We start from the raw sequence: 25,613 nt of genomic DNA, 5'->3' as shown, positions 1-25,613 counted from the left end.
GAAATGGGCTCGGCCCCCACCGCACCGGAGTGCTGTGGGGGCCGAGTCCTCGTCAGGTGACGCTCAGGCGTCAGCCGTTGCGCTTCCAGCGGGGCTTGTCCTCGCGGCGGAAGCCACCACGGTCGCCACCGCGGTCGTCGCGGTTGAAGCCGCCCGACGGACGGTCGTCGCGGCGGAAGCCACCGGAGGGACGGTCGTCGCGGCGGAAGCCGCCACGGTCGCCACCGCGGTCGTCACGGTTGAAACCACCCGACGGACGGTCATCGCGGCGGAAGCCACCACGGTTGTCGTCACGACGGTCGTCACGGCGGAAGCCACCCGAGGGACGGTCGCCACCGCGGAAGCCACCACGGTCGCCACCGCGGTCGTCACGGTTGAAACCACCCGACGGACGGTCATCGCGGCGGAAGCCACCACGGTTGTCGTCACGACGGTCGTCACGGCGGAAGCCACCCGAGGGACGGTCGCCACCGCGGAAGCCACCACGGTCGCCACCGCGGTCGTCACGGTTGAAACCACCCGACGGACGGTCATCGCGGCGGAAGCCACCACGGTTGTCGTCACGACGGTCGTCACGGCGGAAGCCACCCGAGGGACGGTCGCCACCGCGGAAGCCACCACGGTCACCGCCTCGGTCGCCACCGCGGTCGTCACGGCGGTTGTCGCGGCGCTCGTAGTTGCCCCGGTCGTCGCGGCGCTCGAAGGTGCGCTCCTGGGCGACCGGCTCGGCGACGGCGGCCACGGCGGCGGCGACCTCGGCCTCGGCGGCCTCGGCGACCTCGGCGACAGCGGCCTCCGGGTCCTCACCGCGCTCACGGGCGGAGCGGGCGACGAGGCGGTCGGCCTCCTCGCGCAGCTCGGCGGCGCGACGGGTGGCGCGCTCCAGCTGCTTGGTCAGGTCGGCGACCTCGCGCTCGGCCTGCTTGGCGGCGTTGTTCGCGGAGTCGGCCTGGACCTCGGTGAGCGAGCGCGCACCGGTGATCTCGGCGACCTCCGGGTCGAACGCGCCGGCGCCCTGGACGATGTGGCGCGAGGCGTCGACGCCCGCGTCCTCCATCAGGCGGAAGATCTGGCGGCGCTGGTGCGGCAGGGCCAGGGAGACGACGACACCGGACTTGCCGGCACGGGCGGTGCGGCCCGAGCGGTGCAGGTAGTCCTTGTGGTCGCCGGCCGGGTCCACGTTGAGGACCAGGTCGATGCCGTCGACGTGGATGCCGCGGGCGGCGACGTCGGTGGCGACGAGCGCGTTGACGTAGCCGTCCTTGAAGTCGGCGAGGACGCGGGTACGGGCGCCCTGCGTCATGCCGCCGTGCAGCGCGTCGGCCTTCACGCCGGCCTCGATGAGCTGCTCGGCGATGCGGTCGGCGCCCAGCTGGGTGCGGACGAAGATGATGGTGCGGCCCTTGCGGGCGGCGATGGCGGCCGTGACCGGGGCCTTGTCCTTCGGCTTCACGACGAGGACGTGGTGGGTCATGGTCGTGACGTTGCCCTGGGCGCTGTCGACCTCGTGGCTGACCGGGTTGCTCAGGTAGCGCTTGACCAGGGTGCCGATCTCGTTCTCCATGGTGGCGGAGAAGAGCATGCGCTGGCCGCCGGCCGGGACCTGGTCGAGCAGCTCGGTGACCTCGGGCAGGAAGCCCAGGTCGGCCATCTGGTCGGCCTCGTCGAGGACCGCGACCTCGACGTTCTCCAGGGAGCAGGCGCCGCGGTTGATGATGTCGCGCAGACGGCCGGGGGTGGCGACGAGGACGTCGACACCGCGCTCCAGGGCGTAGATCTGGTTGCCCATGGAGGTGCCGCCGCAGACGACCTTCATCTTCAGGCCGAGGACGTCGCCGTAGGGCTGGAGGGCGTCGGCGACCTGCATGGCGAGCTCGCGCGTCGGGGTGAGGATGACGGCGCGGGGCTTCTTCTTCTCCGTGTGGCCGCCGGCCAGGCGGGCCAGGGTCGGCAGACCGAAGGAGAGGGTCTTGCCGGAGCCGGTGCGGCCACGGCCGAGGATGTCCTTGCCGGCCAGGGCGTCCGGGATGGTCGCGGCCTGGATCGGGAACGGGCTGGTGACACCGTTCTGGCCGAGCTTGCGCACGACGCCCTCGGGCAGACCGAGGTCCGCGAAGGTGATGGTGGGCTCGGCGTCGTCGGCGTCGGCCGCGTCCGCCTCGGCGGTCACGTCGGCGACGTCCGCCACGTCCGCCTCGAGGGCCTCGATGATCTCGTCGCGCTCGATGGCGTCCATGGCCTCGGTGACCGCGAGGGTCTCGGCGTCGACGATCTCGGTGGAGTCGTTCTCGGGCATGACGGAACGGTCAGAACTGGAAATGGACATGCGAAATGCGAAACCTTCCGGAGTCTCGGCACGCGCCCAAACTCCGTGAATCGCAAATCGACCGCCTCAATGCGGTCAGCCACGGCTAGGGAGAGTACGCGCCACACGGCGCTCTTCGGATTCGGCGCCGGGCAATGGGATCAAACGATCTATAACCATACGCACCCTCCCGGGGGTCTGGCAAATCACCCCCCGGACCCCGCACCTGACCTGCGGCGATGCGCCGGGGACGAGCGACGCGAACCCCGGAAGGGTGCCCCAGAACCCCGCAGACCGGGGCAGAGCACCCCTAGGCCATGGTCGCTCCGGGACCCGCGTCGGAGGACCCGCTCGGTGTGGGTTCCGTCACAGTGGGGGTGGGGTCCGGCGTGGGGGTGCTCGTCCCGCCCGAACCGGATCCGGAGCCGCCGGAACCGGATCCCGAGCCCGAACCCGACCCGCCGGAGCCCGAACCCGACCCGGACCCCGAACCGGATCCCGTGCCGCCGGCGGCCGGCCCCGCGCCGCCGGACCCCGAGCCCGACCCGGACCCGCCCGCCGCGGACCCCGCGCCGCCGGCCCCCGTACCGCCCCCGGAGGGCACCTGGCCGCCCTGGCCGCCCGCGCCGCCGCCCGGACCGGCCGACGGGGAGGGCTGCCCGGGCTTCGCGGGCGTGCCCGGGCCGGGCGAGGCGCCGGTCGCGCCGGAGGCCTTCCCGGGCTCCCCGGGCTTGCCCGCCTGGTTCCCCGTACCGTCCTTCACGCCGTGGCCGTTGCCGTGCACCCCGGAGCCGTGGCCCCCGGCCGCCGCCCCGACGGGCCCGCCCGTGTCCTTGCCGCCGACCGAAGCGGAGGGCCCCGGCTTCGCGGCGTCCTCGCCGACGCTCATGCAGCCGGCCGTCGCCGCCACCGCGAGCGCGGAGACGGCCAGTCTGAGGGACGCGGACAGGGAAGCGTTCAAAGGGCGCACGGGGGCACCTCCGGAGCACTGCGGCGGGGTCCGCGATGAGCGGGTCAATGAGCCCAACTCCCTTTACCCCGTAAGAGACACGCCCCTTACGCGAACAGCTGCCGCGCCACCTGCGAGCCGAGCGTCACCGCTCCGAGCCCCGCGAGCACCGACGCGGCCACGTTCGCCGCCGCGAGGAACCGCCGTCCGCGCTCGGCCAGCCGCAGCGTCTCGTACGAGAACGTCGAGTAGGTGCTGAGCGCCCCGCACAGCCCCGTCCCCAGCAGCAGGTCCACCCGCGAGGAGCCCGCCCCGGCCAGCGCCGCCCCCGCCAGCACCCCGAGCAGCAGGCACGCGCCCACGTTGACCACGAAGGTCCCCCACGGGAAGACGGAGTCGTGGCGCGCCTGCACCGCCCGGTCGGTCAGGTACCGCAGCGGCGCCCCGACGACGGCGCCCGCCACCACCAGCAGCCAGTTCACCGGCTCCCCCGCCGGGCGAGCCCCAGCCGGGTCACCGACGCCGCCGCCCACACCGCGCCCAGCGCGGCCACCACCGTCAGCCCGGCGTACGCCAGCGCGGTCCCCGCCTCGCCCTCGTCCAGCAGCCGGGAGAAGTCCACGGCGTAGGTGGAGAACGTGGTGAACCCGCCCAGCACCCCCACCCCCGCGAACGGCCGCAGCAGCGGGTGCGGCGCGCTCCGCCCGCCCTCGCTGATCAGCACCATGAGTACGCCGATCAGCGCGCAGCCCGCGGTGTTGGTCCAGAAGGTCGCCCACGGGAAGGCCCCGGGCGCGGCCGGCCACAGCAGTGCCAGCCCGTACCGGGCCGAGGCGCCGACGGCCCCGCCCGCGGCGACCGCCGCGAGCACCCGGCCCTGCGGTTCGGCCCGCTGGGCCGGCACGTGCAGGTCGACGTCGGGGTCAATGGCCTCCGCGCCGGGGACGGGCTCGGTCACCCGTAGCCCAGGGCGTGCAGCCGCTCGTCGTCGATCCCGAAGTGGTGGGCGATCTCGTGCACCACCGTCACCTCCGTCTCGGCGACCACGCTCTCCCGGTCCTCGCACATCCGCAACGTGGGGTTCCGGTAAATGGTGATGCGGTCGGGGAGCACCCCGGCGTACCACTCGCCGCGCTCGGTCAGCGGGGTCCCCTCGTACAGGCCGAGCAGCTCGGGGTCGTCGGCCGGCGGCTCGTCCTCGACGAACACGGCGACGTTGTCCATCAGCCGCGTCAGCTCCGGCGGAATCCGGTCCAGGGCCTCTGCGACGAGCTCCTCGAACTCCTCGCGCGTCATCTCCAGCACCCGGCCATTGTCGCCCCGCCGCGGGCGCGCGCAGCCGGTGGGGGGAAACCGTTTTGGCGATAGCTCCTCCGATCCCATATGCTTCTCACGTCCCCGACGCGCTGCAAAGTGCCCGGCGGGCCTTTAGCCCTCATCGTCTAGTGGCCCAGGACGCCGCCCTTTCAAGGCGGTAGCACGGGTTCGAATCCCGTTGGGGGTACGCAACACCATGTGCAAGACTTGCTCTTGCACACACCAGGTCCTGTGGAGCAGTTGGTTAGCTCGCCACCCTGTCAAGGTGGAGGTCGCGGGTTCAAGTCCCGTCAGGATCGCTGAGGCTGGAAACAGTCTCGTGGCTGGGTAGCTCAGTTGGTACGAGCGATCGCCTGAAAAGCGATAGGTCGCCGGTTCGACCCCGGCCCCAGCCACAGAAGGAAGGCCCCGTCCATCGGACGGGGCCTTCCGCGTTCTACCCCTCCCGTCGCCCGTCCCGGGCGGAGCGCCGCCACCGCGCCAGGCCGACGGCGAGGGCGCCCGTGGCGACCAGGCCCAGCAGCGCCCAGTCCGGTACGGCGTCCGCGACCGAACCCACCCACCGCTCGACGGCGTACGAGTCGTCCACGTCCAGCAGCCCGGGCAGGGCGCTCGCCCCGTCGTAGGCCAGGAAGAGCGCGCCCAGGGTGATGAAGAACAGCCCGGACAGCAGCGAGGTCGTGTGCAGTTCGAGGCGGCCCGCCCGCAGGGTCCGGCCGCGCAGCCAGCGCCGCCGGCCGAGGTCGAAGCGCTCCCAGAGCAGGGCCAGCACGAACAGCGGTACGGCCATGCCGAGCGCGTACACGGCGAGCAGCAGGCCCCCGTAGGCCGGGCTGCCGCTGACGGCGGCCACCGTCAGGACGCTGCCGAGGATCGGGCCCGCGCAGAAGCCGGCCAGCCCGTAGACCGCGCCGAGGGCGTAGACCGACAGGGCGGTGGTCGGGCGGATCCGGCCGGACAGCTCGGTGATCCGCCTCGGGGCGAAGCCGAGGCCCAGGATCTGGGCGAGGCCGAGCGCGATGATCAGCCAGCCGCCGGCGAGGACGAGCAGGTCGCGGTTGCCGTGGAGGAAGCGGCCCGCGTAGGAGCCCGCCGCCCCCATCGGTACGAGGGTGCTCGCGAGGCCCGCGTAGAAGATCCCGGTGCGTGCCAGGAGCCGTGAGCGGGAGTCGATGGAGTACGCGAAGAAGGCGGGCAGCAGCAGGGCGCTGCACGGGCTGAGCAGGGCGAGGAGGCCGCCGAGCAGGGCGGCCAGGTATCCGATGTGGGTCACCGCCGGGCCGCCGCCCCGGCCTTGGCGATGGCCGCGGTGAAGGCGTCCAGGGGCTGGGCGCCGGCGATGGGCTGCCCGTTGACGAGGAAGGAGGGGGTGGACTGGACGCCGATGCGGTAGCCCTCCTCCTGGTCGCGGCGCAGGGCGGCCGCGGCCTGTTCGCCGGCCAGGTCGGCCTTGAAGCGGTCCAGGTCGGGGACGCCGGCCTCGCGGGCCAGTTCCAGGAGGCGGTCCTCGCCGAAGCCCTTGGCCTTGGCGCCCTCCGCGTACGCGGCCGCGTGGAAGGCGGTGAAGCGGTCCTGCTGCCCGGCGGCCCAGGCTGCCTTGGCGGCGGCCTCGGACTCGGCGCCGAAGATCGGGAAGTTGCGCCACTCGATGCGCAGGGTGCCGTCCTCGACGTACCGCTTCACCAGTTCGGGTTCGGTGTCGCGGGCGAACTTGCCGCAGTAGCCGCACTTGAAGTCGGAGTACTCGATGAGGACGACGGGGGCGTCGGCGCGGCCGACGGCGAGCTTGTCGCCGGGCTCGCGGCGGGCCAGCGCCATGAGCTCGGCGGCGGGGTCGGTGCGGGGTGCGGCGGTCGCGGTGGCGCTGTCGCGGCGCGGCTCCTCCTGGGGGGCGGTGGCCTGCCAGGACACCAGCCCGAGGGCGACGGCGGCGACGGCGACCCCGGCGGAGATCAGCAGGGGCTTGCGGGACGAGCGGGACATGGGTGCTCCAGGACTGCGTGTGGTGAAGGGGACCGGCGGTGCGGCTCCCCCTACACCCGCATCACGGACAGCTCCACGGGCTTGGGCGCCCGCTGGTCGGGCCCCCGTACGGGCACCCGTGCGCGGGACGCGGCGCGCGGGCGCGCCTGCTCGGGCGCGTACCGGCCGGCCGCGAGCTGCGCGTGCTCCTGGACCCCGCCCCGGGGCAGCACCCCGGCCCCCCGCCCGTGCCCGTGCCCGTGCCCTCCGGGATCGCAGGAGGGCCCCCGCTCCCCGGCCGGGCCGGCGGCCTGATCCGCCCCGCCCGCGGCGGCGACGGCCGTCCCCGGGGCCGGAGCCCGGTCCACGCCGGCGGCCACCGCCCGGGCCGGGTCCCGGTCCGGGGTCACCGGTGCGCGCCCGGCCAGGGCGAGGGCGAGGGCGAGGCCCAGGACCAGCACCAGCGCGGCGGCAGCCCGCAGGCGCCACGCGCCGGGACGGAAGGACAAGGGTGGGCGGCCTCTCACTGGCACAACTGGGGGACTCGTCCCGAAATGGTACGGGGAGGGGCACAAATGCGTTCGCCACCCGCCCGGCCCAGGTGAGATCCTCGATCAGGTATGTCTACTTCCTTCGCCGCCCTGCAGACGCTTCTCGGGGAGATCTCCCTCCGTGACGCGCACCGCCTCGGCCGCCGCCTCGAGGGCGCCCGCCGCATCCGCAAGCCCGAGGCCAGGCAGGCCGTGCTCGACGAGATCGCCGCGGAGGCCGAGAAGGCCGCCGCGCGACTGGCCGGCCGCGCCTCGCGCATGCCGGAGGTCACGTATCCCGAGAACCTGCCCGTCAGCCAGAAGAAGGAGGAGATCGCCGAGGCGATACGCGACCACCAGGTCGTGATCGTCGCGGGCGAGACCGGCTCCGGCAAGACCACCCAGATCCCCAAGATCTGCATGGAGCTGGGGCGCGGCGTCCGAGGCATGATCGGGCACACCCAGCCCCGGCGGATCGCCGCCCGCACGGTCGCGGAGCGCATCGCGGAGGAGCTGAAGTCCGAGATCGGCCAGACGGTCGGCTGGAAGGTCCGCTTCACCGACCAGGTGGACCAGGACACGACCTTCGTGAAGCTGATGACGGACGGCATCCTGCTCGCCGAGATCCAGACGGACCGCGAGCTGCGCGCCTACGACACGATCATCATCGACGAGGCGCACGAGCGGTCGCTGAACATCGACTTCCTGCTCGGCTACCTGGCCACGCTGCTGCCGAAGCGCCCGGACCTGAAGGTGGTCATCACCTCCGCGACCATCGACCCGGAGCGTTTCTCCCGCCACTTCGGCGACGCCCCGATCGTCGAGGTCAGCGGCCGGACGTACCCGGTCGAGGTCCGCTACCGGCCGCTGCTGGAAGAGGACAGCGAGGAGAGCGACCGCGACCAGATCACCGCGATCTGCGACGCCGTCGACGAGCTCCAGGCCGAGGGCCCGGGTGACATCCTGGTCTTCCTCTCCGGTGAGCGGGAGATCCGCGACACCGCCGACGCGCTGGTGAAGAAGAAGCTGCGCTTCACGGAGGTGCTCCCCCTCTACGCCCGGCTCTCGCACGCCGAGCAGCACCGGGTGTTCCAGGCGCACACCGGCCGCCGGATCGTCCTCGCGACGAACGTCGCCGAGACCTCCCTGACGGTCCCCGGCATCAAGTACGTGATCGACCCGGGTACGGCCCGCATCTCCCGCTACAGCCACCGCACCAAGGTGCAGCGGCTGCCGATCGAGCGGATCAGCCAGGCCAGCGCCAACCAGCGCAAGGGCCGCTGCGGCCGTACCAGTGACGGCATCTGCATCCGGCTGTACTCCGAGGACGACTTCAACGCCCGTCCGGAGTTCACGGACGCCGAGATCCTGCGGACGAACCTGGCGTCGGTCATCCTCCAGATGACGGCGGCCGGGCTCGGCGAGATCGAGAAGTTCCCGTTTATCGACCCGCCGGACCACCGCAACATCCGCGACGGCGTGCAGCTGCTGCAGGAGCTGGGCGCGCTGGACCCGGCCGAGAAGGACCACCGCAAGCGGCTCACGCCGATGGGCCGCCAGCTCTCCCAGCTGCCGGTGGACCCGCGGCTGGCCCGCATGGTCGTGGAGGCGGACAAGAACAACTGCGTCCGCGAGGTCATGGTCATCGCGGCGGCCCTGTCCATCCAGGACCCGCGGGAGCGGCCGTCGGACAAGCAGACGCAGGCGGACCAGAACCACGCCCGGTTCAAGGACGAGACGAGCGACTTCCTCTCGTACCTGAACATGTGGCGGTACGTCCGCGAGCAGCAGAAGGAGCGCGGCTCGTCGTCCTTCCGCCGGATGTGCAAGCAGGAGTACCTGAACTTCCTGCGGATCCGGGAGTGGCAGGACATCTACGCCCAGCTGCGGTCGGTGGCGCGGACGATGGGGATCCACGTCAACGAGGCCGACGGCGCCGAGACGAACATCCACATCTCGCTGCTGGCCGGCCTGCTGTCGCACATCGGGCTGAAGGACACCGACAAGAACGAGTACCTGGGCGCGCGGTCGGCGAAGTTCGCGGTGTTCCCGGGGTCGGCGCTGTTCAAGAAGCAGCCGAAGTTCCTGATGTCGGCGGAGCTGGTGGAGACCTCGCGGCTGTGGGCGCGGGTGAACGCCAAGGTGGAGCCGGAGTGGGTGGAGCCGCTCGCCCAGCACCTGATCAAGCGCACGTACAGCGAGCCGCACTGGGAGAAGGACCAGGCGGCCGTGATGGCGTACGAGAAGGTCACGCTGTACGGCGTGCCGATCGTCGCCCAGCGGAAGATCAACTACGGCCGGATCGACCCGGAGGTGTCGCGGGAGCTGTTCATCCGCAACGCGCTGGTCGAGGGCGACTGGCGGACCCACCACAAGTTCTACGCCGACAACCGCAAGCTGCTGACCGAGGTCGAGGAGCTGGAGAACCGGGCGCGGCGCCGCGACATCGTCGTGGACGACGAGACCCTGTTCGACTTCTACGACCAGCGGATCCCGGAGCACGTGGTGTCGGGGGCGCACTTCGACTCGTGGTGGAAGCACAAGAAGCGCGAGGAGCCCGAACTCCTCGACTTCGAGCGCGAGATGCTGCTGACGGAGAAGGCGGCCGGGGTCACCAAGGCCGACTATCCGGACTCCTGGCGGCAGGGGCAGCTGAAGTTCCGGGTGACGTACCAGTTCGAGCCGGGTGCGGACGCGGACGGTGTGACCGTGCACATTCCGCTCCAGGTGCTGAACCAGGTCACGGACGAGGGCTTCGACTGGCAGATCCCGGGTCTGCGGGAGGAGGTCGTCACGGAGCTGATCCGTTCGCTGCCCAAGCCGATCCGCCGGCACTACGTACCGGCGCCGAACTACGCGACGCGTTTCCTGCGGACGGCGCATCCGATGCAGGAGCCGCTGCCGGTGACGCTGGCGCGCGAGCTGCACCGGATGGTGGGCGTGCCGGTGTCGGCGGAGGACTTCGACCTCGGCCGGATCCCGGACCACCTCAAGATCACGTTCCGGATCGTCGACGAGCGGCGCCGCAACCTGGCCGAGGACAAGGACCTGGAGGCGCTGCGGCTGAAGCTGAAGCCGAAGGCCCGCCAGGCGCTCTCCAAGGCCGCGGCGGCCACCGCCGAGCGGGCGGGCGGGGAGTCCCTGGAGCGCACCGGTCTGACGGACTGGACGATCGGCACGCTGGAGAAGGTCTTCGAGACCCGCCGGGCCGGCCAGCCGGTGAAGGCGTACCCGGCGCTGGTGGACGACGGGGCGAGCGTCTCCGTACGGCTCTTCGACACGGAGGCCGAGCAGCAGCGGGCGATGTGGCTCGGCACGCGGCGGCTGATCCTGCTGAACATCCCGGTGAACCCGGCGAAGTTCGCCTCGGAGAAGCTGTCGAACCAGCAGAAGCTGGCGCTGTCGCGCAATCCGCACGGCTCCATCCAGGCACTGTTCGACGACTGCGCGACGGCGGCCGCCGACAAGCTGATCGCCGACCACGGCGGTCCCGCCTGGGACGAGGCCGGTTTCCGCCGGCTGTACGACAAGGTACGGGCGGACCTGGTGGACACGACGGTGCGGACGGTCGCGCAGGTGCAGCAGGTGCTGGCGGCCTGGCAGGCCTGTGAGCGGCGGCTGAAGGCCACGAACAGCCTGGCCCTGATGGCGAACGTCGCGGACGTGAAGGCGCAGCTGGCGGCGTTGGTGCCGGCCGGTTTCGTGACCCTGACCGGGCTGAAGCGGCTGCCGGACCTGATGCGCTATCTGGTGGCGGCCGATCGGCGGCTGCAGCAGATGCCGACGGGCGCCCAGCGCGACACGACGCGCATGCAGAAGGTCCACGAGATGCGGGACGAGTACCTGTGGCTGCTCGAGCAGTTGCCGAAGGGCCGGCCGGTCCCGGAGGCGGTCACCGAGATCCGCTGGATGATCGAGGAGTTGCGGGTCAGCTACTTCGCGCACGCCCTGGGAACGGCGTATCCGATCTCCGACAAGCGGATCGTGAAGGCCGTGGACGCGGCGGCGCCGTGATCCGGTTCGACCGCACCCCCTGAGCTGCTGTACAGTCTGTTTCGCAGCCGCGCCAGTGGGCCGCGAATCAAGGTCCTGTGGAGCAGTTGGTTAGCTCGCCACCCTGTCAAGGTGGAGGTCGCGGGTTCAAGTCCCGTCAGGATCGCAGAAACGTCAGGGCCCGTATCCCGCCAGGGATACGGGCCCTGACGCGTATCCGGGTACCGGACCGTGCGCGCGGCACCGGCGGGCCCGCCCGGCCCTCCGTGTCGTGATCGGCCGGGGCGCGCGGCGCCCCTGTGGGGCCGCTGGAAGCCCCGGCGCCCCCTCGGCGCTCCCGGTTCACCGGCCCGGCCCCCGGGGCCTTGCAGGGGCCCCTGAGCGGGCCGGGGGAACACATCGCCCAGAGGGGAGAAATCCCCCGTACGCATGAGGCGCTCTGTACCGGACCTCCCTTTACGGGGGGCATTGCCGGATGTACAAGAGTTATCAGCTGTGACGGGAGTCACCGCATGAGTTTTTGAGATGCGTACGCTTATCGGACCCCTACGCATGCTCAATTTAATATGTGCAATGGCACCCAGCCCGCCGGCGCCCGGGAACGACGGGATCCCCGGACTCCTCCCGGGGCCGCCCGGGAGTGTCACGGACACAAAAAAGATCGCGCTGGACCCGGCGGAGTCCAGCGCGATCGAACGGCAGTGACCTGTTGGGGCAGGCCCAGCCGATGAAGCCATGTGGGTTTCATCGGATTGGGGGATCCGACACGTACCCGTTAATGCGGTGTTGCTACGGGACCTCAGGCCTCGCTGCGCTGCTGCGGAATTCCCGCGAGCAGTGCGCGGACCTCGGCCTCGCGGTAACGGCGGTGTCCACCCAGGGTGCGGATGGACGTGAGCTTGCCAGCCTTGGCCCAGCGGGTGACCGTCTTCGGGTCCACGCGGAACATCGTGGCAACCTCAGCCGGGGTCAGCAGCGGCTCGGCATCAGGGGTGCGAGCGGTCATGAGCGGCCTCCTCGGGAGAACCGAACCATCTCGGTTCTTTCCTCTAAATTCTGCACCTTGGCCCACGTTGCCCGAAATGGACATACGCAGGCCGAGTCGGTTATAGGACGAACGGCTTGTCCTCGGCACTACAACTACACCATCCGTCCAGCCTCGACGGCCAAACCGATGGAATTGCCCTCCGAGGTGTTCATCAGCGGCGGAAGCCGATGGACCGTCCCATAACGGACAGTCACCCCACTGTGACGATCAGTCACAGAGCGATCAGGAGTCGTCAGACCCCCCATAGAGTGCAATACCGAGCATTCCGCCCAAAGTTGGGTGGAAGGAACCCTCCCCGGACTCCTTGTCCTATTTTGGCACGAGGGTAGGGGAAGGACGCAAGGGTGTGGATAGTGCGTTCCGTCACGCTTGGGCCAATGGCCCGTATCGGGACGTAGGTCCTGGAACTAAGACCCTAATGCGGTGATCGAACCCCTGATCTGCGTATTGTGGCGGATCAGCCGATGACAACCGATACGGGCGATACGCCAGGGGTCCGAACGGGTACCGAACGGGATTCGTACATGATCCCCACCGGCCCCCGGTTCCGAAAGGCCCCAAGCCCTCCTAGTTCGCGAAGAGCCTCTCCCGGACCGCCCGCCACCGCACCGAGAGCTCCCCGTAGACCTCCGCGGCGCCCTCCAGGTCACCCGCCCGCAGCGCGGCGAGGCCCTCCGCCAGGTCGCGGGCCGACCGGTCCCCCGCCAGGCCGTCAGCCGGCAGCGCGTGCAGCAGCCCCCCGTAGTCCAGTTCGACCATCGAGCGCGGATGGAACTCCTCCAGCCAGCTCCCGACCTCCACCAGCCCGTCCGCCAGCGGCCCGTAGCCCCGGCCCTCCTGCGCCCGCAGCGTCCGCAGCGCCCGCGCGAGCCGCCGCCGGGCCTGCACCATCGGCGTCCGGTAGCGCAGCCGCTCGCCCGGCAGGTACTCCCGCTCCTCGTCCGCCACCAGTACGAACCAGCGCAGCGGGACCTGCCACACCCCGGTCCGGATCCACGGCCGGCCGTCCGGGTTCCGCTCGCGCCAGGCCTCGTACGCCTCGGCGGCCCGGCGCCGCTGCGCCGGCGGCAGCGCCGCGTCCAGCACCGGGCGCGGGAACTCGGCGACCAGCTCCTGCAGCGCCAGCCAGCCGCGCAGCCGGGTCCGCCAGGGACACACCAGCAGCACCCCGTCCCGCTCCGCCGTGAAGGCGTCGCCGCTCTCGTGCACCGGGACCCCGACCACGGGGACCCGTACCAAATCGGAGAGCGAGCGCCGCAGTTCGTCCTGGGCCGTCGGGGCGGTCCCGCGCCGGGCGTACGCGGCCCAGTGCGTGCGCTCGGGCTCCGCGAACGCCGCCAGGGGCTCGTACACGCGCAGGTAGGAGGCGTACGGGACGGCCGGCGCGGGCCGTGGGGATTCGCTCACGCACCGGTCCTCCCCCTTTTGCCGCTCCGGCTCACCTCCGGGGCCGCGGCAACCCGGGAGCGTTCCGATCCCCGGACAGGGGGTACCCCCGCGCGCCGCAGGTCTTACTCTGCTCCCAGTGCGCCCTCCCCCACCCGCAGGGCGGGCGTCTTTCCGCCGCATCTCTTCCATGGGAGTCACCACCGTGACCGAAATGACCGACGGCGTCCTGCACACCCTGTTCCGCTCGGAGCAGGGCGGCCACGAGCAAGTCGTGCTGTGCCAGGACCGAGCCACGGGCCTCAAGGCCGTCATCGCCATCCACTCCACCGCCCTGGGCCCCGCCCTCGGCGGCACGCGCTTCCACGCGTACGCCTCGGACGAGGAAGCCGTCCGCGACGCGCTGAACCTCTCGCGCGGCATGTCCTACAAGAACGCCCTCGCCGGTCTCGACCTCGGCGGCGGCAAGGCCGTGATCATCGGCGACCCCTCCACCCTCAAGAGCGAGGAACTCCTGCTGGCCTACGGCCGGTTCGTGGAGTCGCTCGGCGGCCGCTACGTCACCGCCTGCGACGTCGGCACCTACGTCGCGGACATGGACGTCGTCGCCCGCGAGACCCGCTGGGCCACCGGCCGCTCCCCCGAGAACGGCGGCGCCGGCGACTCCTCCGTGCTCACCGCCTACGGCGTCTTCCAGGGCATGCGCGCCAGCGCCCAGCACCTGTGGGGCGACCCGACGCTGCGCGGCCGCAAGGTCGGTGTCGCGGGCGTGGGCAAGGTCGGCAAGCACCTGGTGCGGCACCTGCTGGAGGACGGCGCCGAGGTCGTGATCACGGACGTCCGCGAGGAGTCCGTCCGCGAGCTCCTCGACCTCCACCCGGACGCGAAGCTCAGCGCCGTCGCCGACACCGAGGCCCTGATCCGCGTGGAGGGCCTGGACATCTACGCCCCCTGCGCGCTCGGCGGTGCCCTCAACGACCACTCCGTCCCGGTCCTGACCGCGACGGTCGTCTGCGGCGCGGCGAACAACCAGCTCGCCCACCCCGGTGTGGAGAAGGACCTCGCGGACCGCGGGATCCTCTACGCCCCCGACTACGTGGTCAACGCGGGCGGGGTCATCCAGGTCGCCGACGAGCTGCACGGCTTCGACTTCGACCGGTGCAAGGCGAAGGCCTCGAAGATCTTCGACACCACGCTGGCCATATTCGCACGTGCGAAGGCGGACGGGATCCCGCCGGCCGCGGCGGCCGACCGGATCGCCGAGCAGCGGATGTCCGAGGCCCTCGCGGAGCGCGCCGCGGCACGCAAGGCGTAGCCCTTCCGGGACCCGCCGGAGCGCGGCGAGACAGAACTCACTGCGCTTCGGCGGGTCGGCGGCCAGGAAAGCGTTAAAATCGCAGCTGACCAGCGAGTACGGGGTGTCCCGCTGGTTCTGTGGAGAGGCGCGTCATGCGGGCGGCGTACCGTATGGCCGCGGAAGCAGGTACCGTTAAACCCCTACGGACGGTCTCTCCACGGAGAGCCCGCTCCGAACCATGAACGCGTGTCAGACTCTGGGGCCGTCGAGCCCCGTCACCGAGGGGGTCGAGCCATGGGGCGCGGCCGGGCCAAGGCCAAGCAGACAAAGGTCGCCCGCCAGCTGAAGTACAACAGCGGCGGGACTGACCTCTCGCGTCTGGCCAATGAGCTGGGCGCATCGCAGACAGAGCCGCTGCCTATCAGCGCGCCGGTCGAAGTCGATGACGATCTGGACGACGACGACCCGTACGCCAAGTACGCGGATCTGTACAACGATGACGACGAGGACGAGGACGAACAGTCCGGTCCCTCAGCGCACCGTCGCGGGGCTTGACGCAGCGGTCCTCTGTTCACGGCGTGCGGACCCGCAGGCTGACTGAACTCGTTCCACACGTGCCGAAACCCGGTCCAGGGCATTGCCCCGGACCGGGTTTCAGTGCTGCTCAGACCGCGTAGCTCCCGGTCAGGGTCGCGCCCTTGGCGTGGTCGCCCCGGTCCAGGATCTCGCCGGCGACCCAGGCCTCGACGCCCCGGTCCGCGAGGGTGGTCAGGGCCACCTCCACCGACTCCTGCGGGACCACGGCCATCATGCCGACGCCCATGTTCAGGGTCTTCTCCAGCTCCAGCTGCTCGACGCTGCCGGCCTTGCCGACCAGGTCGAAGATCGCGCCGGGCGTCCAGGTGGAGCGGTCGACGGTGGCGTGCAGGTGGTCCGGGATGACCCGGGCGAGGTTGGCCGCGAGGCCGCCGCCCGTGATGTGCGAGTACGCGTGGACCTCGGCCGTCCGGGTGAGGGCCAGGCAGTCCAGCGAGTAGATCTTGGTGGGCTCCAGCAGCTCCTCGCCGAGGGTGCGGCCGAGCTCCTCGACGTGCTGGTCCAGGGACATCCCGGCCCGGTCGAAGAGGACGTGCCGGACGAGCGAGTACCCGTTCGAGTGAAGGCCGGACGAAGCCATCGCGATGACGGCGTCACCCGTACGGATGCGATCGGCGCCCAGGAGGCGGTCGTACTCGACCACGCCGGTGCCGGCGCCGGCGACGTCGAAGTCGTCCGGTCCGAGCAGGCCCGGGTGCTCGGCGGTCTCGCCGCCGACGAGGGCGCAGCCGGCGAGGACACAGCCCTCGGCGATGCCCTTGACGATGGCCGCGACACGCTCGGGGTGCACCTTGCCGACGCAGATGTAGTCCGTCATGAAGAGCGGCTCGGCGCCGCAGACGACGATGTCGTCCATGACCATGGCGACCAGGTCGTGGCCGATGGTGTCGTACACGCCCAGCTGACGGGCGATGTCGACCTTGGTGCCCACGCCGTCGGTGGCCGAGGCCAGCAGGGGGCGCTCGTAGCGCTTGAGGGCGGAGGCGTCGAAGAGGCCGGCGAAGCCGCCGAGGCCGCCGAGGACCTCGGGGCGCTGCGTCTTCTTCACCCACTCCTTCATCAGCTCGACGGCGCGGTCGCCCGCTTCGATGTCGACGCCGGCGGCTGCGTAGCTGGCACCGGTGGTCTTCTCTGTCATGGCAGGCGAGAGCTTTCGTGTCGTTGCTGCGTGTGGTGCCGGGCCCTGGGAGAAGCCTCAAAGACAGGGCTCGGCGCAGGTGGAGCCGGGCCGGCCCGGAGAGGGCCGGCCCACGGGCCTACGGGCGGCGGAGCGCGTCGGCGGCGTCCGTGCCGCCCGCGAGCTCGTTCTCCAGGAGCTGCTTGCCCAGGAGCTGCGGGTCGGGCAGCTCCATGGGGTACTCGCCGTCGAAGCAGGCACGGCAGAGGTTGGGCTTCTGGATGGTGGTCGCCTCGATCATCGCGTCGAGCGAGATGTACGAGAGCGAGTCCGCGCCGAGCGACGTGGCGATCTCGTCGACCGTCATGCCGTTGGCGATCAGCTCGGCCCGGGTGGCGAAGTCGATGCCGAAGAAGCACGGCCACTTCACCGGCGGGGAGGAGATCCGGATGTGGACCTCGGCCGCACCGGCCTCGCGGAGCATCTTCACCAGGGCGCGCTGGGTGTTGCCGCGGACGATCGAGTCGTCGACGACGACGAGGCGCTTGCCCCGGATGACTTCCTTGAGCGGGTTGAGCTTGAGGCGGATGCCGAGCTGGCGGATCGTCTGCGAGGGCTGGATGAAGGTCCGGCCGACGTAGGCGTTCTTGACCAGGCCGGAGCCGTACGGGATCCCGCTGGCTTCGGCGTAGCCGACGGCGGCGGGCGTGCCGGACTCCGGCGTCGCTATCACCAGGTCGGCCTCGACCGGGGCCTCCTTGGCGAGGCGCCGGCCCATCTCGACGCGCGAGAGGTAGACGTTCCGGCCGGCGATGTCGGTGTCCGGGCGCGCCAGGTAGACGTACTCGAACACGCAGCCCTTGGGCTTCGCTTCCGCGAAGCGCGAGGTGCGCAGGCCGTTCTCGTCGATCGCGATGAGCTCGCCCGGCTCGACCTCGCGGACGAAGCTGGCGCCGCAGATGTCGAGGGCGGCGGTCTCGCTCGCGACCACCCAGCCGCGCTCCAGGCGGCCGAGGACCAGCGGGCGGATGCCCTGCGGGTCACGGGCGGTGTAGAGGGTTCCCTCGTCCATGAAGACCAGGGAGAAGGCGCCCTTGACCTGGGGGAGGACCTTGGCGGCCGACTCCTCGATGGTCAGGGGCTTGCCGTCCTCGTCGGTCTGTCCGGCGAGGAGGGCGGTGACCAGGTCGGTGTCGTTGGTGGCGGCCACCTGGGTGGCACGGCCGTCCTGACGGGGGAGGTCGGCGACCATCTCGGCGAGCTCGGCGGTGTTCACCAGGTTGCCGTTGTGACCCAGGGCGATAGAGCCGTGGGCGGTCGCCCTGAAGGTGGGCTGAGCGTTCTCCCAGACGGAGGCTCCGGTGGTCGAGTAGCGGGCGTGACCGACCGCGATATGACCTTGGAGGGATCCGAGGGAGGTTTCGTCGAAGACCTGGGAAACGAGGCCCATGTCCTTGAAGACGAGGATCTGGGAACCGTTGCTCACAGCGATTCCCGCGGACTCTTGTCCGCGGTGCTGCAGTGCATACAGTCCGAAGTAGGTGAGCTTGGCGACCTCTTCACCCGGAGCCCAGACACCGAAGACGCCGCAAGCGTCCTGGGGGCCCTTCTCACCGGGGAGCAGGTCGTGGTTGAGTCGTCCATCACCACGAGGCACGCCACCGAGTGTAGGCGAGATCGACCACTGGTCCGAATTGGGGACGGCCGGGAAATCTCACAGCACAGAGGGTGACGGGGCGGCCCCGTCTCGTATTCCGATCACTTTGTTGACAGCTACGAGGGAATTCGTACAGGCTCTCGCCCCATGCAGCCTCTCGGTGACCGTTCCGTCACCCTCGTCGAGCGCCGCCACGTAGACCTGGTCCGTGTCGCGAGCGCCATCTGTCGCTGTTCTGCGTAGCCACAACTCTTTCTGCTTCTTCCTGATTTCGCCCGCCCAGCCCCGCCCGGCCCCCGCCCCGCCGTGTCGCGCGCCGTCCCGCGCCCGGCCGGGGCGGGGGTGGCCGGGCCGCGCCTTGGAGTTCTCGTGTCTTCGTACAACAGCAAGCTGTCCCGCCGTGCCTTCGGAGGGGCCGTCGGAGGGGCCGCGGCCACCGCCGCGGTGGGCCTCGGCGCGGCTCCGGCGCAGGCCGCCGACGCCCGTGAGACGGGTCCGCAGGAGCGCGAGTTCCGGGCCGCGCGCGGCCGGTCGTCCCGCCGCCCGAACATCCTGTTCATCCTCGGGGACGACCTCGGCTGGGCCGACCTCTCCTCGTACGGCTCCCCGCACATCAAGACCCCGAACCTGGACCGCCTCGCCCGCCAGGGGGTCCGCTTCACCGACGCCTACTCCGGTTCCGCGACCTGCTCCCCGACCCGGTTCAGCCTGTACACCGGGCGCTACCCGGCCCGTACCAGGGGCGGCCTGGCGGAGCCGATCGCCGACAAGTCGGCGGGCCTGGACCCGACGCACCCGACGCTGGCCTCGCTGCTGAAGGAAGCCGGCTACGCCACCGCGCTGATCGGCAAGTGGCACGCCGGCTACCTGCCCGACTACAGCCCCACGAAGTCCGGCTGGGACACGTTCTTCGGCAACTTCGGCGGGGCCCTGGAGTACTACTCCAAGCTGGGCCTGGGCGGCGAGTACGACCTCTACGAGGGCGACGCCGAGTACAAGGACCTGCGCTACTACACGCGGATCATCACGGAGCGGGCGAGCGAGTACGTCTCGCGCGACCACGGCGGAAGGCCGTGGCTGCTGAACCTCAACTTCACCACCCCGCACTGGCCGTGGATCGCCGACGGGGACACCGCCGAGAGCGCCGAGATCGTCCGGCGGATCAAGGCGGGCGACGCACGGGCGCTGTGGCACCAGGACGGCGGCTCGGTCCGGAAGTACCAGCAGATGGTCGAGGACCTCGACCGGTCGGTCGGCGAGGTGCTCCAGGCGCTGAAGCGCTCCGGCCAGGAGGAGAACACCCTGGTCGTCTTCTCCAGCGACAACGGCGGCGAGCGCTTCTCCTACAACTGGCCGCTGTCCGGCAACAAGGCCTCGCTCCAGGAGGGCGGGATCCGCGTGCCGAACATCGTCCGCTGGCCCGCCCGGCTGGACGGCGGCCAGGTCAGCCGGGTGCCCGTGTTCAGCCCCGACTGGACCGCGACCCTGCTGGAGCTGGCCGGCACCCGGCCGCACCGGGCGTACCCGCTGGACGGGGTGAGCCTGGCCGGGTACCTGCTGCGCGGCGAGAAGCCGGCCGAGCGGGACCTGTTCTGGCGGGTGCGCGGTGAGCGGGCGCTGCGTCGGGGCGACTGGAAGTACTACCGCGGCAAGTCGGGGCGCGACCAGCTGTTCAACCTGGCCGGGGACCTGCGGGAGCAGGCCGACAAGGCCGCCTCCGAGCCGGCCCGGCTGGCGGAGCTGCGCCGCGCCTGGGAGACGGTCGACGCCGGGCTGCTGCCCTACCCGGCCTGACCGGCGGAGGCGCGGGACGGGGTCACTCCGCGGCGGAGGCCGCCTCGGCGGTGGCGGTGGCGCCGTCGGGGGCGGTGAGGGTGAGGGTCCCGCCCTGGATCTTCCAGGTCAGGGGCCCGGCGCCGAAGAGGGTGGTCAGGGCCCGCTCCACCTCCCCCGCCGCGCCCTCGCAGGCCATCCGGGTGCTGGTGACGGGGCCGAAGGTCACGGTGGTGCCGTCGACGGTGACGGGGGCGCTGAAGCGGTTGCAGCCGAGGGTGCCGCTCGCCGCGCCCTCGGGGGTGAGGGTGAAGCGGGCCTCCCGGTCCGCGGGGGCGGTGGTCCCGGCGACGGAGCGCACGGTCCAGGCGGTGGTGGTGAGCGGGGCGTCCGGGACGGGCGCCGTGGCGGGGGTCTGCTCGGTCGGGGCGGCGTCGCCGCCGTCCTGCCCGGCCGCACTGCACGCGGTCAGGGCCAGTACGAGGGCCAGGGCGCCGGTCGTGAGGAGCCTGAGGGTACGCATGCCCCTGGGACGGACCGGGCGCCCGGCCGGTTCCGTCCCGCTCAGCTCATCAGGGGCAGCAGCCCCGACAGGTCGGCGCGCTCGCCGCTGGCGCTGACCCGGGCGGCGTCCAGTTCCCCGGCCCAGCGGGTACGGCCCGTAGCGAGCCGGATCCAGGTCAGCGGGTCGGTCTCCACCACGTTCGGCGGGGTGCCCCGGGTGTGACGGGGGCCCTCGACGCACTGGACCACCGCGAAGGGCGGGACCCGTACCTCGACGGAACCGCCGGGGGCCTTGAGCGCGAGGGCGTCGGCGAGCAGGCGCGTACAGGCGGCCAGGGCCTGGCGCTCGAGGGGGATGCCGAGTCCCGCGGCGCGGTTCAGGTCGTCGGTGTGGACGACCAGCTCGACGGTGCGGGTGACCAGGAAGTCGGCCAGGGTCATGTCGCCGATCCACAGGTCCAGCACCCGGCTGCCCGGGTTGGCCTCCAGCGCCGCGGCGAGGCGGGCGCCGGCCCGCTCGTACAGCTCGGGCAGCGGGGCGCCGGTCAGGGTCTCCCGTGCGGCCTCGGAGATCTTGCCGGCGAGGGAGGCGGTGGCGAAGGGCCACTCGGCGGCGGTCAGCTCGGCGACGGCGGCGGGCGGCCGGGCGAGGCCGTGGGCCAGCGAGTCGGCGATCCAGGCGACGTGCGCGGCGAGCTCGGCCACGCTCCACTCCCCGAGCCCGCTGGGCCGGGCGAGCTGCTCGGGGGTCAACTCCGCGACGCCCCGGGCCAGATGCCCGAACTGGGCGGTGACCGCGGCACGGATCTTCGCCTGGTCGTAGGTGCGCGGCTTCTTCTTGGCGGGCGGCATGGCCCGACCCTACTCGGGCGGGCGGCGGGCCGGACGGCCGTGGAAACGGCCGGCCCCCGCCCGGAAGGTTCCGGACGGGGGTCGGTCGCAGTGCGGGTCGGAGTGCGGGATCAGGCCAGCAGGCCCGGGATCGTCGCCTCGTGGGCCTCGCGGAGCTCGGCCAGCGGGATCGTGAACTCGCCCTGGACCTCGATCGCGTCGCCGTCGACCACACCGATGCGGGCGGCCGGCAGGCCCCGCGCGCCGCACATGTCGGTGAAGCGGAGCTCCTCGCTGCGCGGGACGGCCACGATGGCGCGGCCCGCGGACTCGGAGAACAGGAAGGTGAACGCGTCCAGGCCCTCGGGGACGACCACGCGCGCACCGTTGCCGCCCTTGAGGCAGGACTCGGTGAGCGCCTGGATGACGCCGCCGTCCGACAGGTCGTGCGCGGCGTCGATCATGCCGTCGCGCGAGGCGGAGATCAGGATCTCGCCGAGCAGCTTCTCGCGGCCGAGGTCCACCTTGGGCGGCAGGCCGCCGAGGTGGCCGTGGACGACCTGGGACCAGGCCGAGCCGCCGAACTCCCCGGCCGTGTCGCCGAGCAGGTACAGCAGCTGGCCGGCCTCGGCGAACGCCATCGGCGTGCGGCGGTTGACGTCGTCGATGACGCCGAGCACGGCCACGACCGGGGTCGGGTGGATCGCGACGTCGCCCGTCTGGTTGTACAGGGAGACGTTGCCGCCGGTGACCGGGGTGCCCAGCTCCAGGCAGCCGTCCGCGAGGCCGCGGGTGGCCTCGGCGAACTGCCACATGACGTCCGGGTCCTCGGGGGAGCCGAAGTTCAGGCAGTTGGAGATGGCCAGCGGCTTCGCTCCCGTCGCGGCGACGTTGCGGTACGACTCCGCCAGTGCCAGCTGCGCGCCCGCGTAGGGGTCGAGCTTGGCGTAGCGGCCGTTGCCGTCGGTGGACATGGCCACGCCGAGGTTGGACTCCTCGTCGATGCGGACCATGCCCGCGTCCTCGGGCTGCGCCAGCACGGTGTTGCCCTGCACGAAGCGGTCGTACTGGTCGGTGACCCAGGACTTGGAGGCCTGGTTCGGGGAGGAGACCAGGGCCAGGACCTGTGCGCGCAGCTCCTCGGAGGTCCCGGGGCGGGGCAGCGCGCCCGCGTCGTCGGCCTGGAGGGCGTCCTGCCAGGAGGGACGGGCGTACGGGCGCTGGTAGACCGGGCCCTCGTGGGCGACGGTGCCCGGGGGCACGTCCACGATCTGCTCGCCGTGCCAGAAGATCTCCAGGCGCTCGCCGTCGGTCACCTCACCGATGACGGTGGCGATGACGTCCCACTTCTCGCAGATCTCCATGAAGCGGTCGACGTACTGCGGCTCGACGATCGCGCACATGCGCTCCTGCGACTCGCTCATGAGGATCTCCTCGGGCGAGAGCGTCGCGTCGCGCAGCGGCACGGTGTCGAGCTCGACGCGCATGCCGCCGGAGCCGGCGGAGGCCAGCTCGCTGGTGGCGCAGGAGAGCCCGGCGCCGCCGAGGTCCTGGATGCCGGCGACCAGCTTCTCCTTGAAGATCTCCAGGGTGCACTCGATGAGGAGCTTCTCCTGGAAGGGGTCGCCGACCTGCACCGCGGGGCGCTTGGTGGGCTTGGTGTCGTCGAAGGTCTCGGACGCGAGGACCGAGACGCCGCCGATGCCGTCGCCGCCGGTGCGGGCTCCGTAGAGGATGACCTTGTTGCCGGGGCCGGAGGCCTTGGCGAGGTGGATGTCCTCGTGCTTCATGACGCCGATGCAGCCGGCGTTGACCAGCGGGTTGCCCTGGTAGCACTCGTCGAAGACGACCTCGCCGCCGATGTTGGCCAGGCCCAGGCAGTTGCCGTAGCCGCCGATGCCCGCGACGACGCCCGGCAGGACGCGCTTGGTGTCGGGGTGGTCGGCCGCGCCGAAGCGCAGCGGGTCCACGACGGCGACCGGGCGGGCACCCATCGCGAGGATGTCGCGGACGATGCCGCCGATGCCGGTGGCCGCGCCCTGGTAGGGCTCGATGTACGACGGGTGGTTGTGCGACTCGACCTTGAAGGTGACCGCGTAGCCCTGGCCGACGTCGACGACGCCGGCGTTCTCGCCGATGCCCACGAGCATGGCGTCGTTCTCCGGGACCTTCTCGCCGAACTGGCGCAGGTGGACCTTGCTGCTCTTGTAGGAGCAGTGCTCGGACCACATCACGGAGTACATGGCGAGCTCGGCGCCGGTGGGGCGGCGGCCGAGGATCTCGCGGATCCGGGCGTACTCGTCCTGCTTGAGGCCGAGTTCCTTCCAGGGCTGGGAGGCGTCCGGGGTCTCGGTGGCGTTCTTTACGGTGTCGAGGCTCATGCGCTGACCAGCTTCTTCAGGACCGACGTGAAGAACGGGAGGCCATCGGTGCGGCCGGTCCCGATCAGCGGCTCGACCGCGTGCTCGGGGTGCGGCATGAGGCCGACGACGTTGCCCGCGGCGTTGGTGATGCCGGCGATGTCGCGCAGCGAGCCGTTGGGGTTCACGTCGAGGTACCGGAAGGCCACTCGGCCTTCGGCTTCCAGTTCGTCGAGGGTGCGCTCGTCGGCGACGTAGCGGCCGTCCATGTTCTTGAGCGGCACGGAGATCTCCTGGCCGGCGGTGTAGTCGCCGGTCCACGCGGTGTCCGCGTTCTCCACCCGCAGCTTCTGGTCGCGGCAGATGAAGTGGAGGTGGTTGTTGCGGAGCATCGCCCCCGGCAGCAGGTGGGCCTCGGTGAGGACCTGGAAGCCGTTGCAGATGCCGAGGACGGGCATGCCGGCCTTGGCCTGCTCGATGATGGTCTCCATCACCGGCGAGAACCGGGAGATGGCTCCGGCGCGCAGGTAGTCCCCGTAGGAGAAGCCGCCCGCGAGGACGACCGCGTCGACCTGGTGCAGGTCCTTGTCGCGGTGCCAGAGCGAGACCGGCTCGGCCCCCGCGAGGCGGACGGCGCGCAGCGAGTCACGGTCGTCGAGCGTTCCGGGGAACGTGACGACTCCGATGCGTGTGGTCACCGTCAGGCCTCGACCTTCACGGTGAAGTCTTCGATGACGGTGTTGGCGAGGAACGTTTCGGCCATCTTGTGGATGCGGTCGAGGGCGGCCTGGTCGACCGGTCCCTCCACCTCCAGTTCGAAACGCTTCCCCTGGCGGACGTCGGCGATCCCATCGAAGCCCAGGCGCGGCAGTGCACGCTGCACCGCCTGGCCCTGGGGGTCGAGGATCTCCGGCTTGAGCATGACGTCGACTACGACGCGTGCCACTGGCACTCCCGATGAGGTGGTTGGTGCGAAGGCGGTTCCCTCAGCGTACCCGCCCGAAATTTCTACGCGGGTAGATATCTGCCCGGCCCGAACCCGCCGCCGTTTCGGCTTCACCAACGCTTCGCAAAATCCACCGGAAAACCACGCCCCCGGGATTGCGACGGGACACGCGGAGACAATTAACTGGGCTTCGCAATTCAATGCGAATCGCGGTACAAAGGAATCAGCCGGGATTCCAACGGTTTGACGTATTCCACCGAAACATCCACACAGGCGACATCACCGCACGTCAGCGCGCGGCGACGGCGCACGAAGGGACCGATATCCGTGGCGCAGCGCGTAGTAGTCACGATCTCCGACGACATCGATGGCGGAGAAGCGGCGGAAACGGTCACGTTCGCCCTGGACGGTAAGTCGTACGAGATCGACCTCAATGCGGCCAACGCAAAGAAACTGCGGAAGAGCCTGGCCCCCTTCGTGGCCGCCGGCCGCCGCCGGTCGCGCTCCGGGAAGGCGTTCAAGACGACGTCGATCGCGCCGGACCCCGCGGTCGTGCGGGCCTGGGCCCGCTCGCACGGGCACGACGTGCCGCCGCGGGGCCGCATCCCCAAGACCGTCTACAGCGCGTACGAAGCCGCGCACTGACCGGACGGTGGCCGTCCGGTGACCACCGGGCGGCCACCGTCCGGTGGTCCGCCGACCCGGATTTGCCATGCACCCCCTCCGATCGGCTAGTGTGTGGATCACGCCGAGGGGCGAGGCCGAAAGGCAAGAACCCCGAAGTCGTGCGGGTGTAGTTCAGTAGCAGAACACCCCCCTTCCAGGGGGGAGGCGCAGTGTGCAATCCCTGTCACCCGCTCTGCACCGCTTTACCGACCACGGTTGTGGATCAGGTAGAGTAGTGCTCGCATCGCAACGGCCCAGGTCGTAGCAGCATGCGGACGTAGCTCAGTTGGTAGAGCACCACCTTGCCAAGGTGGATGTCGCGCGTTCGAGTCGCGTCGTCCGCTCAGTGAACGAAGGCCCCGATCGGAATCCGAT

At 71.2% G+C, this 25,613-nt stretch carries 22 protein-coding genes and 6 tRNA genes; 11 read left to right on the top strand and 17 right to left on the bottom strand.

What is annotated here, in order from left to right; all coding sequences use genetic code 11:
• Positions 1-70: 70 nt before the first annotated feature.
• From D1J60_RS18430 to D1J60_RS18410, 5 genes are all read right to left on the bottom strand, one after another.
• Positions 71-2,326: a DEAD/DEAH box helicase gene (locus tag D1J60_RS18430; RefSeq protein ID WP_125821826.1), complete on the bottom strand. Its 2,256-nt coding sequence runs from the start codon at positions 2,324-2,326 to the stop codon at positions 71-73.
• Positions 2,327-2,615: 289 nt separating this feature from the next.
• Positions 2,616-3,275, bottom strand: a complete 660-nt coding sequence (locus D1J60_RS18425) for a hypothetical protein (RefSeq protein ID WP_125821825.1) — start codon at positions 3,273-3,275, stop codon at positions 2,616-2,618.
• Positions 3,276-3,361: 86 nt separating this feature from the next.
• A complete protein-coding gene (locus tag D1J60_RS18420) occupies positions 3,362-3,736 on the bottom strand; it encodes a CrcB family protein (RefSeq protein WP_125821824.1) in 375 nt (124 codons plus the stop codon).
• A complete protein-coding gene (locus D1J60_RS18415; protein WP_241253313.1) occupies positions 3,733-4,212 on the bottom strand; it encodes a CrcB family protein in 480 nt (159 codons plus the stop codon). Before D1J60_RS18415 ends, D1J60_RS18420 begins: the two co-directional genes overlap by 4 nt.
• Positions 4,209-4,559 (bottom strand): metallopeptidase family protein, encoded by a 351-nt coding sequence (locus tag D1J60_RS18410; protein WP_030225620.1) that lies wholly within the window; start codon positions 4,557-4,559, stop codon positions 4,209-4,211. The genes D1J60_RS18415 and D1J60_RS18410 overlap by 4 nt, the downstream gene beginning before the upstream one ends.
• A gap of 126 nt (positions 4,560-4,685) precedes the next feature.
• Here D1J60_RS18410 and D1J60_RS18405 point away from each other — a divergent pair.
• From D1J60_RS18405 to D1J60_RS18395, 3 genes are all read left to right on the top strand, one after another.
• Positions 4,686-4,758: transfer RNA gene (locus D1J60_RS18405), tRNA-Glu, on the top strand.
• A 38-nt stretch (positions 4,759-4,796) separates the two neighbouring features.
• Positions 4,797-4,870: transfer RNA gene (locus D1J60_RS18400), tRNA-Asp, on the top strand.
• A gap of 22 nt (positions 4,871-4,892) precedes the next feature.
• Positions 4,893-4,966: transfer RNA gene (locus tag D1J60_RS18395), tRNA-Phe, on the top strand.
• Positions 4,967-5,007: 41 nt separating this feature from the next.
• On the opposite strand, the gene D1J60_RS18390 is transcribed toward D1J60_RS18395, so the two are convergent.
• Genes D1J60_RS18390 through D1J60_RS18380 form a run of 3 tightly spaced genes read right to left on the bottom strand, consistent with a single transcriptional unit; the run spans position 5,008 to position 7,042 of the window.
• Complete coding sequence (locus D1J60_RS18390) at positions 5,008-5,844, bottom strand: cytochrome c biogenesis CcdA family protein (RefSeq protein WP_125821823.1); 837 nt, start codon at positions 5,842-5,844, stop codon at positions 5,008-5,010.
• Positions 5,841-6,554: a thioredoxin domain-containing protein gene (locus tag D1J60_RS18385; protein WP_125821822.1), complete on the bottom strand. Its 714-nt coding sequence runs from the start codon at positions 6,552-6,554 to the stop codon at positions 5,841-5,843. Before D1J60_RS18385 ends, D1J60_RS18390 begins: the two co-directional genes overlap by 4 nt.
• Positions 6,555-6,604: 50 nt before the next feature.
• Positions 6,605-7,042, bottom strand: coding sequence for a hypothetical protein (locus tag D1J60_RS18380; RefSeq protein ID WP_125821821.1), 438 nt, complete (start codon positions 7,040-7,042; stop codon positions 6,605-6,607).
• A gap of 111 nt (positions 7,043-7,153) precedes the next feature.
• Between D1J60_RS18380 and hrpA the strand changes: the two genes are divergently transcribed.
• Together hrpA and D1J60_RS18370 are read left to right on the top strand one after the other, a co-directional pair.
• Entirely contained in the window at positions 7,154-11,077 is a 3,924-nt protein-coding gene (hrpA, locus tag D1J60_RS18375) for an ATP-dependent RNA helicase HrpA (RefSeq protein WP_125821820.1), read from the top strand.
• A 71-nt stretch (positions 11,078-11,148) separates the two neighbouring features.
• Positions 11,149-11,222, top strand: a tRNA-Asp gene (locus tag D1J60_RS18370).
• 633 nt (positions 11,223-11,855) lie between these two features.
• Here D1J60_RS18370 and bldC read toward each other — a convergent pair.
• Both bldC and D1J60_RS18360 read right to left on the bottom strand, forming a co-directional pair.
• Positions 11,856-12,062 carry a developmental transcriptional regulator BldC gene (gene bldC, locus D1J60_RS18365; protein ID WP_003949541.1) on the bottom strand — a complete coding sequence of 69 codons (207 nt, stop codon included), beginning with the start codon at positions 12,060-12,062 and terminating at the stop codon, positions 11,856-11,858.
• 609 nt (positions 12,063-12,671) lie between these two features.
• On the bottom strand, positions 12,672-13,511 hold the full coding sequence (locus tag D1J60_RS18360) for a hypothetical protein (RefSeq protein ID WP_125821819.1): 840 nt from the start codon (positions 13,509-13,511) through the stop codon (positions 12,672-12,674).
• Positions 13,512-13,695: 184 nt separating this feature from the next.
• Between D1J60_RS18360 and D1J60_RS18355 the strand changes: the two genes are divergently transcribed.
• Positions 13,696-14,805: a Glu/Leu/Phe/Val dehydrogenase dimerization domain-containing protein gene (locus D1J60_RS18355; RefSeq protein ID WP_125821818.1), complete on the top strand. Its 1,110-nt coding sequence runs from the start codon at positions 13,696-13,698 to the stop codon at positions 14,803-14,805.
• 276 nt (positions 14,806-15,081) lie between these two features.
• Positions 15,082-15,342: a DUF3073 domain-containing protein gene (locus D1J60_RS18350; RefSeq protein ID WP_125602468.1), complete on the top strand. Its 261-nt coding sequence runs from the start codon at positions 15,082-15,084 to the stop codon at positions 15,340-15,342.
• Between the two features lie 109 nt (positions 15,343-15,451).
• On the opposite strand, the gene purM is transcribed toward D1J60_RS18350, so the two are convergent.
• Entirely contained in the window at positions 15,452-16,522 is a 1,071-nt protein-coding gene (purM, locus tag D1J60_RS18345; RefSeq protein ID WP_125821817.1) for a phosphoribosylformylglycinamidine cyclo-ligase, read from the bottom strand.
• A gap of 118 nt (positions 16,523-16,640) precedes the next feature.
• Positions 16,641-18,158: an amidophosphoribosyltransferase gene (gene purF / locus D1J60_RS18340; RefSeq protein WP_125602472.1), complete on the bottom strand. Its 1,518-nt coding sequence runs from the start codon at positions 18,156-18,158 to the stop codon at positions 16,641-16,643.
• A 369-nt stretch (positions 18,159-18,527) separates the two neighbouring features.
• Here purF and D1J60_RS18335 point away from each other — a divergent pair, with 369 nt between their 5' ends.
• The gene (locus D1J60_RS18335; protein ID WP_241253312.1) at positions 18,528-19,952 is read left to right on the top strand and encodes a sulfatase-like hydrolase/transferase; all 1,425 of its coding nucleotides are present in this window, start codon (positions 18,528-18,530) and stop codon (positions 19,950-19,952) included.
• Positions 19,953-19,974: 22 nt separating this feature from the next.
• Here the strand turns inward: D1J60_RS18335 and D1J60_RS18330 are convergent, their stop codons facing one another.
• The 5 genes from D1J60_RS18330 to purS form a co-directional block, all read right to left on the bottom strand.
• Positions 19,975-20,454 carry an META domain-containing protein gene (locus D1J60_RS18330; protein ID WP_125821816.1) on the bottom strand — a complete coding sequence of 160 codons (480 nt, stop codon included), beginning with the start codon at positions 20,452-20,454 and terminating at the stop codon, positions 19,975-19,977.
• 41 nt (positions 20,455-20,495) lie between these two features.
• A complete protein-coding gene (locus tag D1J60_RS18325) occupies positions 20,496-21,287 on the bottom strand; it encodes a maleylpyruvate isomerase family mycothiol-dependent enzyme (protein WP_125821815.1) in 792 nt (263 codons plus the stop codon).
• Positions 21,288-21,397: 110 nt separating this feature from the next.
• Positions 21,398-23,647 (bottom strand): phosphoribosylformylglycinamidine synthase subunit PurL, encoded by a 2,250-nt coding sequence (purL, locus tag D1J60_RS18320; RefSeq protein ID WP_125821814.1) that lies wholly within the window; start codon positions 23,645-23,647, stop codon positions 21,398-21,400.
• Entirely contained in the window at positions 23,644-24,324 is a 681-nt protein-coding gene (gene purQ / locus D1J60_RS18315; RefSeq protein ID WP_125594811.1) for a phosphoribosylformylglycinamidine synthase subunit PurQ, read from the bottom strand. The genes purL and purQ overlap by 4 nt, the downstream gene beginning before the upstream one ends.
• A gap of 2 nt (positions 24,325-24,326) precedes the next feature.
• A complete protein-coding gene (gene purS, locus D1J60_RS18310) occupies positions 24,327-24,572 on the bottom strand; it encodes a phosphoribosylformylglycinamidine synthase subunit PurS (RefSeq protein ID WP_042801325.1) in 246 nt (81 codons plus the stop codon).
• A gap of 327 nt (positions 24,573-24,899) precedes the next feature.
• Between purS and D1J60_RS18305 the strand changes: the two genes are divergently transcribed.
• The 3 genes from D1J60_RS18305 to D1J60_RS18295 all read left to right on the top strand — a co-directional run bounded on the left by D1J60_RS18305 (position 24,900) and on the right by D1J60_RS18295 (position 25,582).
• Positions 24,900-25,217 (top strand): Lsr2 family protein, encoded by a 318-nt coding sequence (locus D1J60_RS18305; protein WP_125594810.1) that lies wholly within the window; start codon positions 24,900-24,902, stop codon positions 25,215-25,217.
• A 142-nt stretch (positions 25,218-25,359) separates the two neighbouring features.
• Positions 25,360-25,431, top strand: a tRNA-Gly gene (locus D1J60_RS18300).
• A gap of 78 nt (positions 25,432-25,509) precedes the next feature.
• Positions 25,510-25,582: transfer RNA gene (locus D1J60_RS18295), tRNA-Gly, on the top strand.
• The last annotated feature ends 31 nt before the right edge of the window (positions 25,583-25,613 follow it).

The organism is Streptomyces sp. W1SF4, from assembly GCF_003950035.1.
Lineage (GTDB): Bacteria > Actinomycetota > Actinomycetes > Streptomycetales > Streptomycetaceae > Streptomyces > Streptomyces racemochromogenes.
This window is presented reverse-complemented; position numbering and strand designations above follow the sequence as displayed.

What these genes read in the sequence shown, in the direction of transcription:
- D1J60_RS18430 (WP_125821826.1), bottom strand. Translation starts at nt 2,326, where the DNA reads ATGTCCATTTCCAGTTCTGACCGTTCCGTCATGCCCGAGAACGACTCC.
- D1J60_RS18385 (WP_125821822.1), bottom strand. Translation starts at nt 6,554, where the DNA reads ATGTCCCGCTCGTCCCGCAAGCCCCTGCTGATCTCCGCCGGGGTCGCC.
- hrpA (WP_125821820.1), top strand. Translation starts at nt 7,154, where the DNA reads ATGTCTACTTCCTTCGCCGCCCTGCAGACGCTTCTCGGGGAGATCTCC.
- bldC (WP_003949541.1), bottom strand. Translation starts at nt 12,062, where the DNA reads ATGACCGCTCGCACCCCTGATGCCGAGCCGCTGCTGACCCCGGCTGAG.
- D1J60_RS18350 (WP_125602468.1), top strand. Translation starts at nt 15,082, where the DNA reads ATGGGGCGCGGCCGGGCCAAGGCCAAGCAGACAAAGGTCGCCCGCCAG.
- purM (WP_125821817.1), bottom strand. Translation starts at nt 16,522, where the DNA reads ATGACAGAGAAGACCACCGGTGCCAGCTACGCAGCCGCCGGCGTCGAC.
- D1J60_RS18330 (WP_125821816.1), bottom strand. Translation starts at nt 20,454, where the DNA reads ATGCGTACCCTCAGGCTCCTCACGACCGGCGCCCTGGCCCTCGTACTG.
- D1J60_RS18325 (WP_125821815.1), bottom strand. Translation starts at nt 21,287, where the DNA reads ATGCCGCCCGCCAAGAAGAAGCCGCGCACCTACGACCAGGCGAAGATC.
- purL (WP_125821814.1), bottom strand. Translation starts at nt 23,647, where the DNA reads ATGAGCCTCGACACCGTAAAGAACGCCACCGAGACCCCGGACGCCTCC.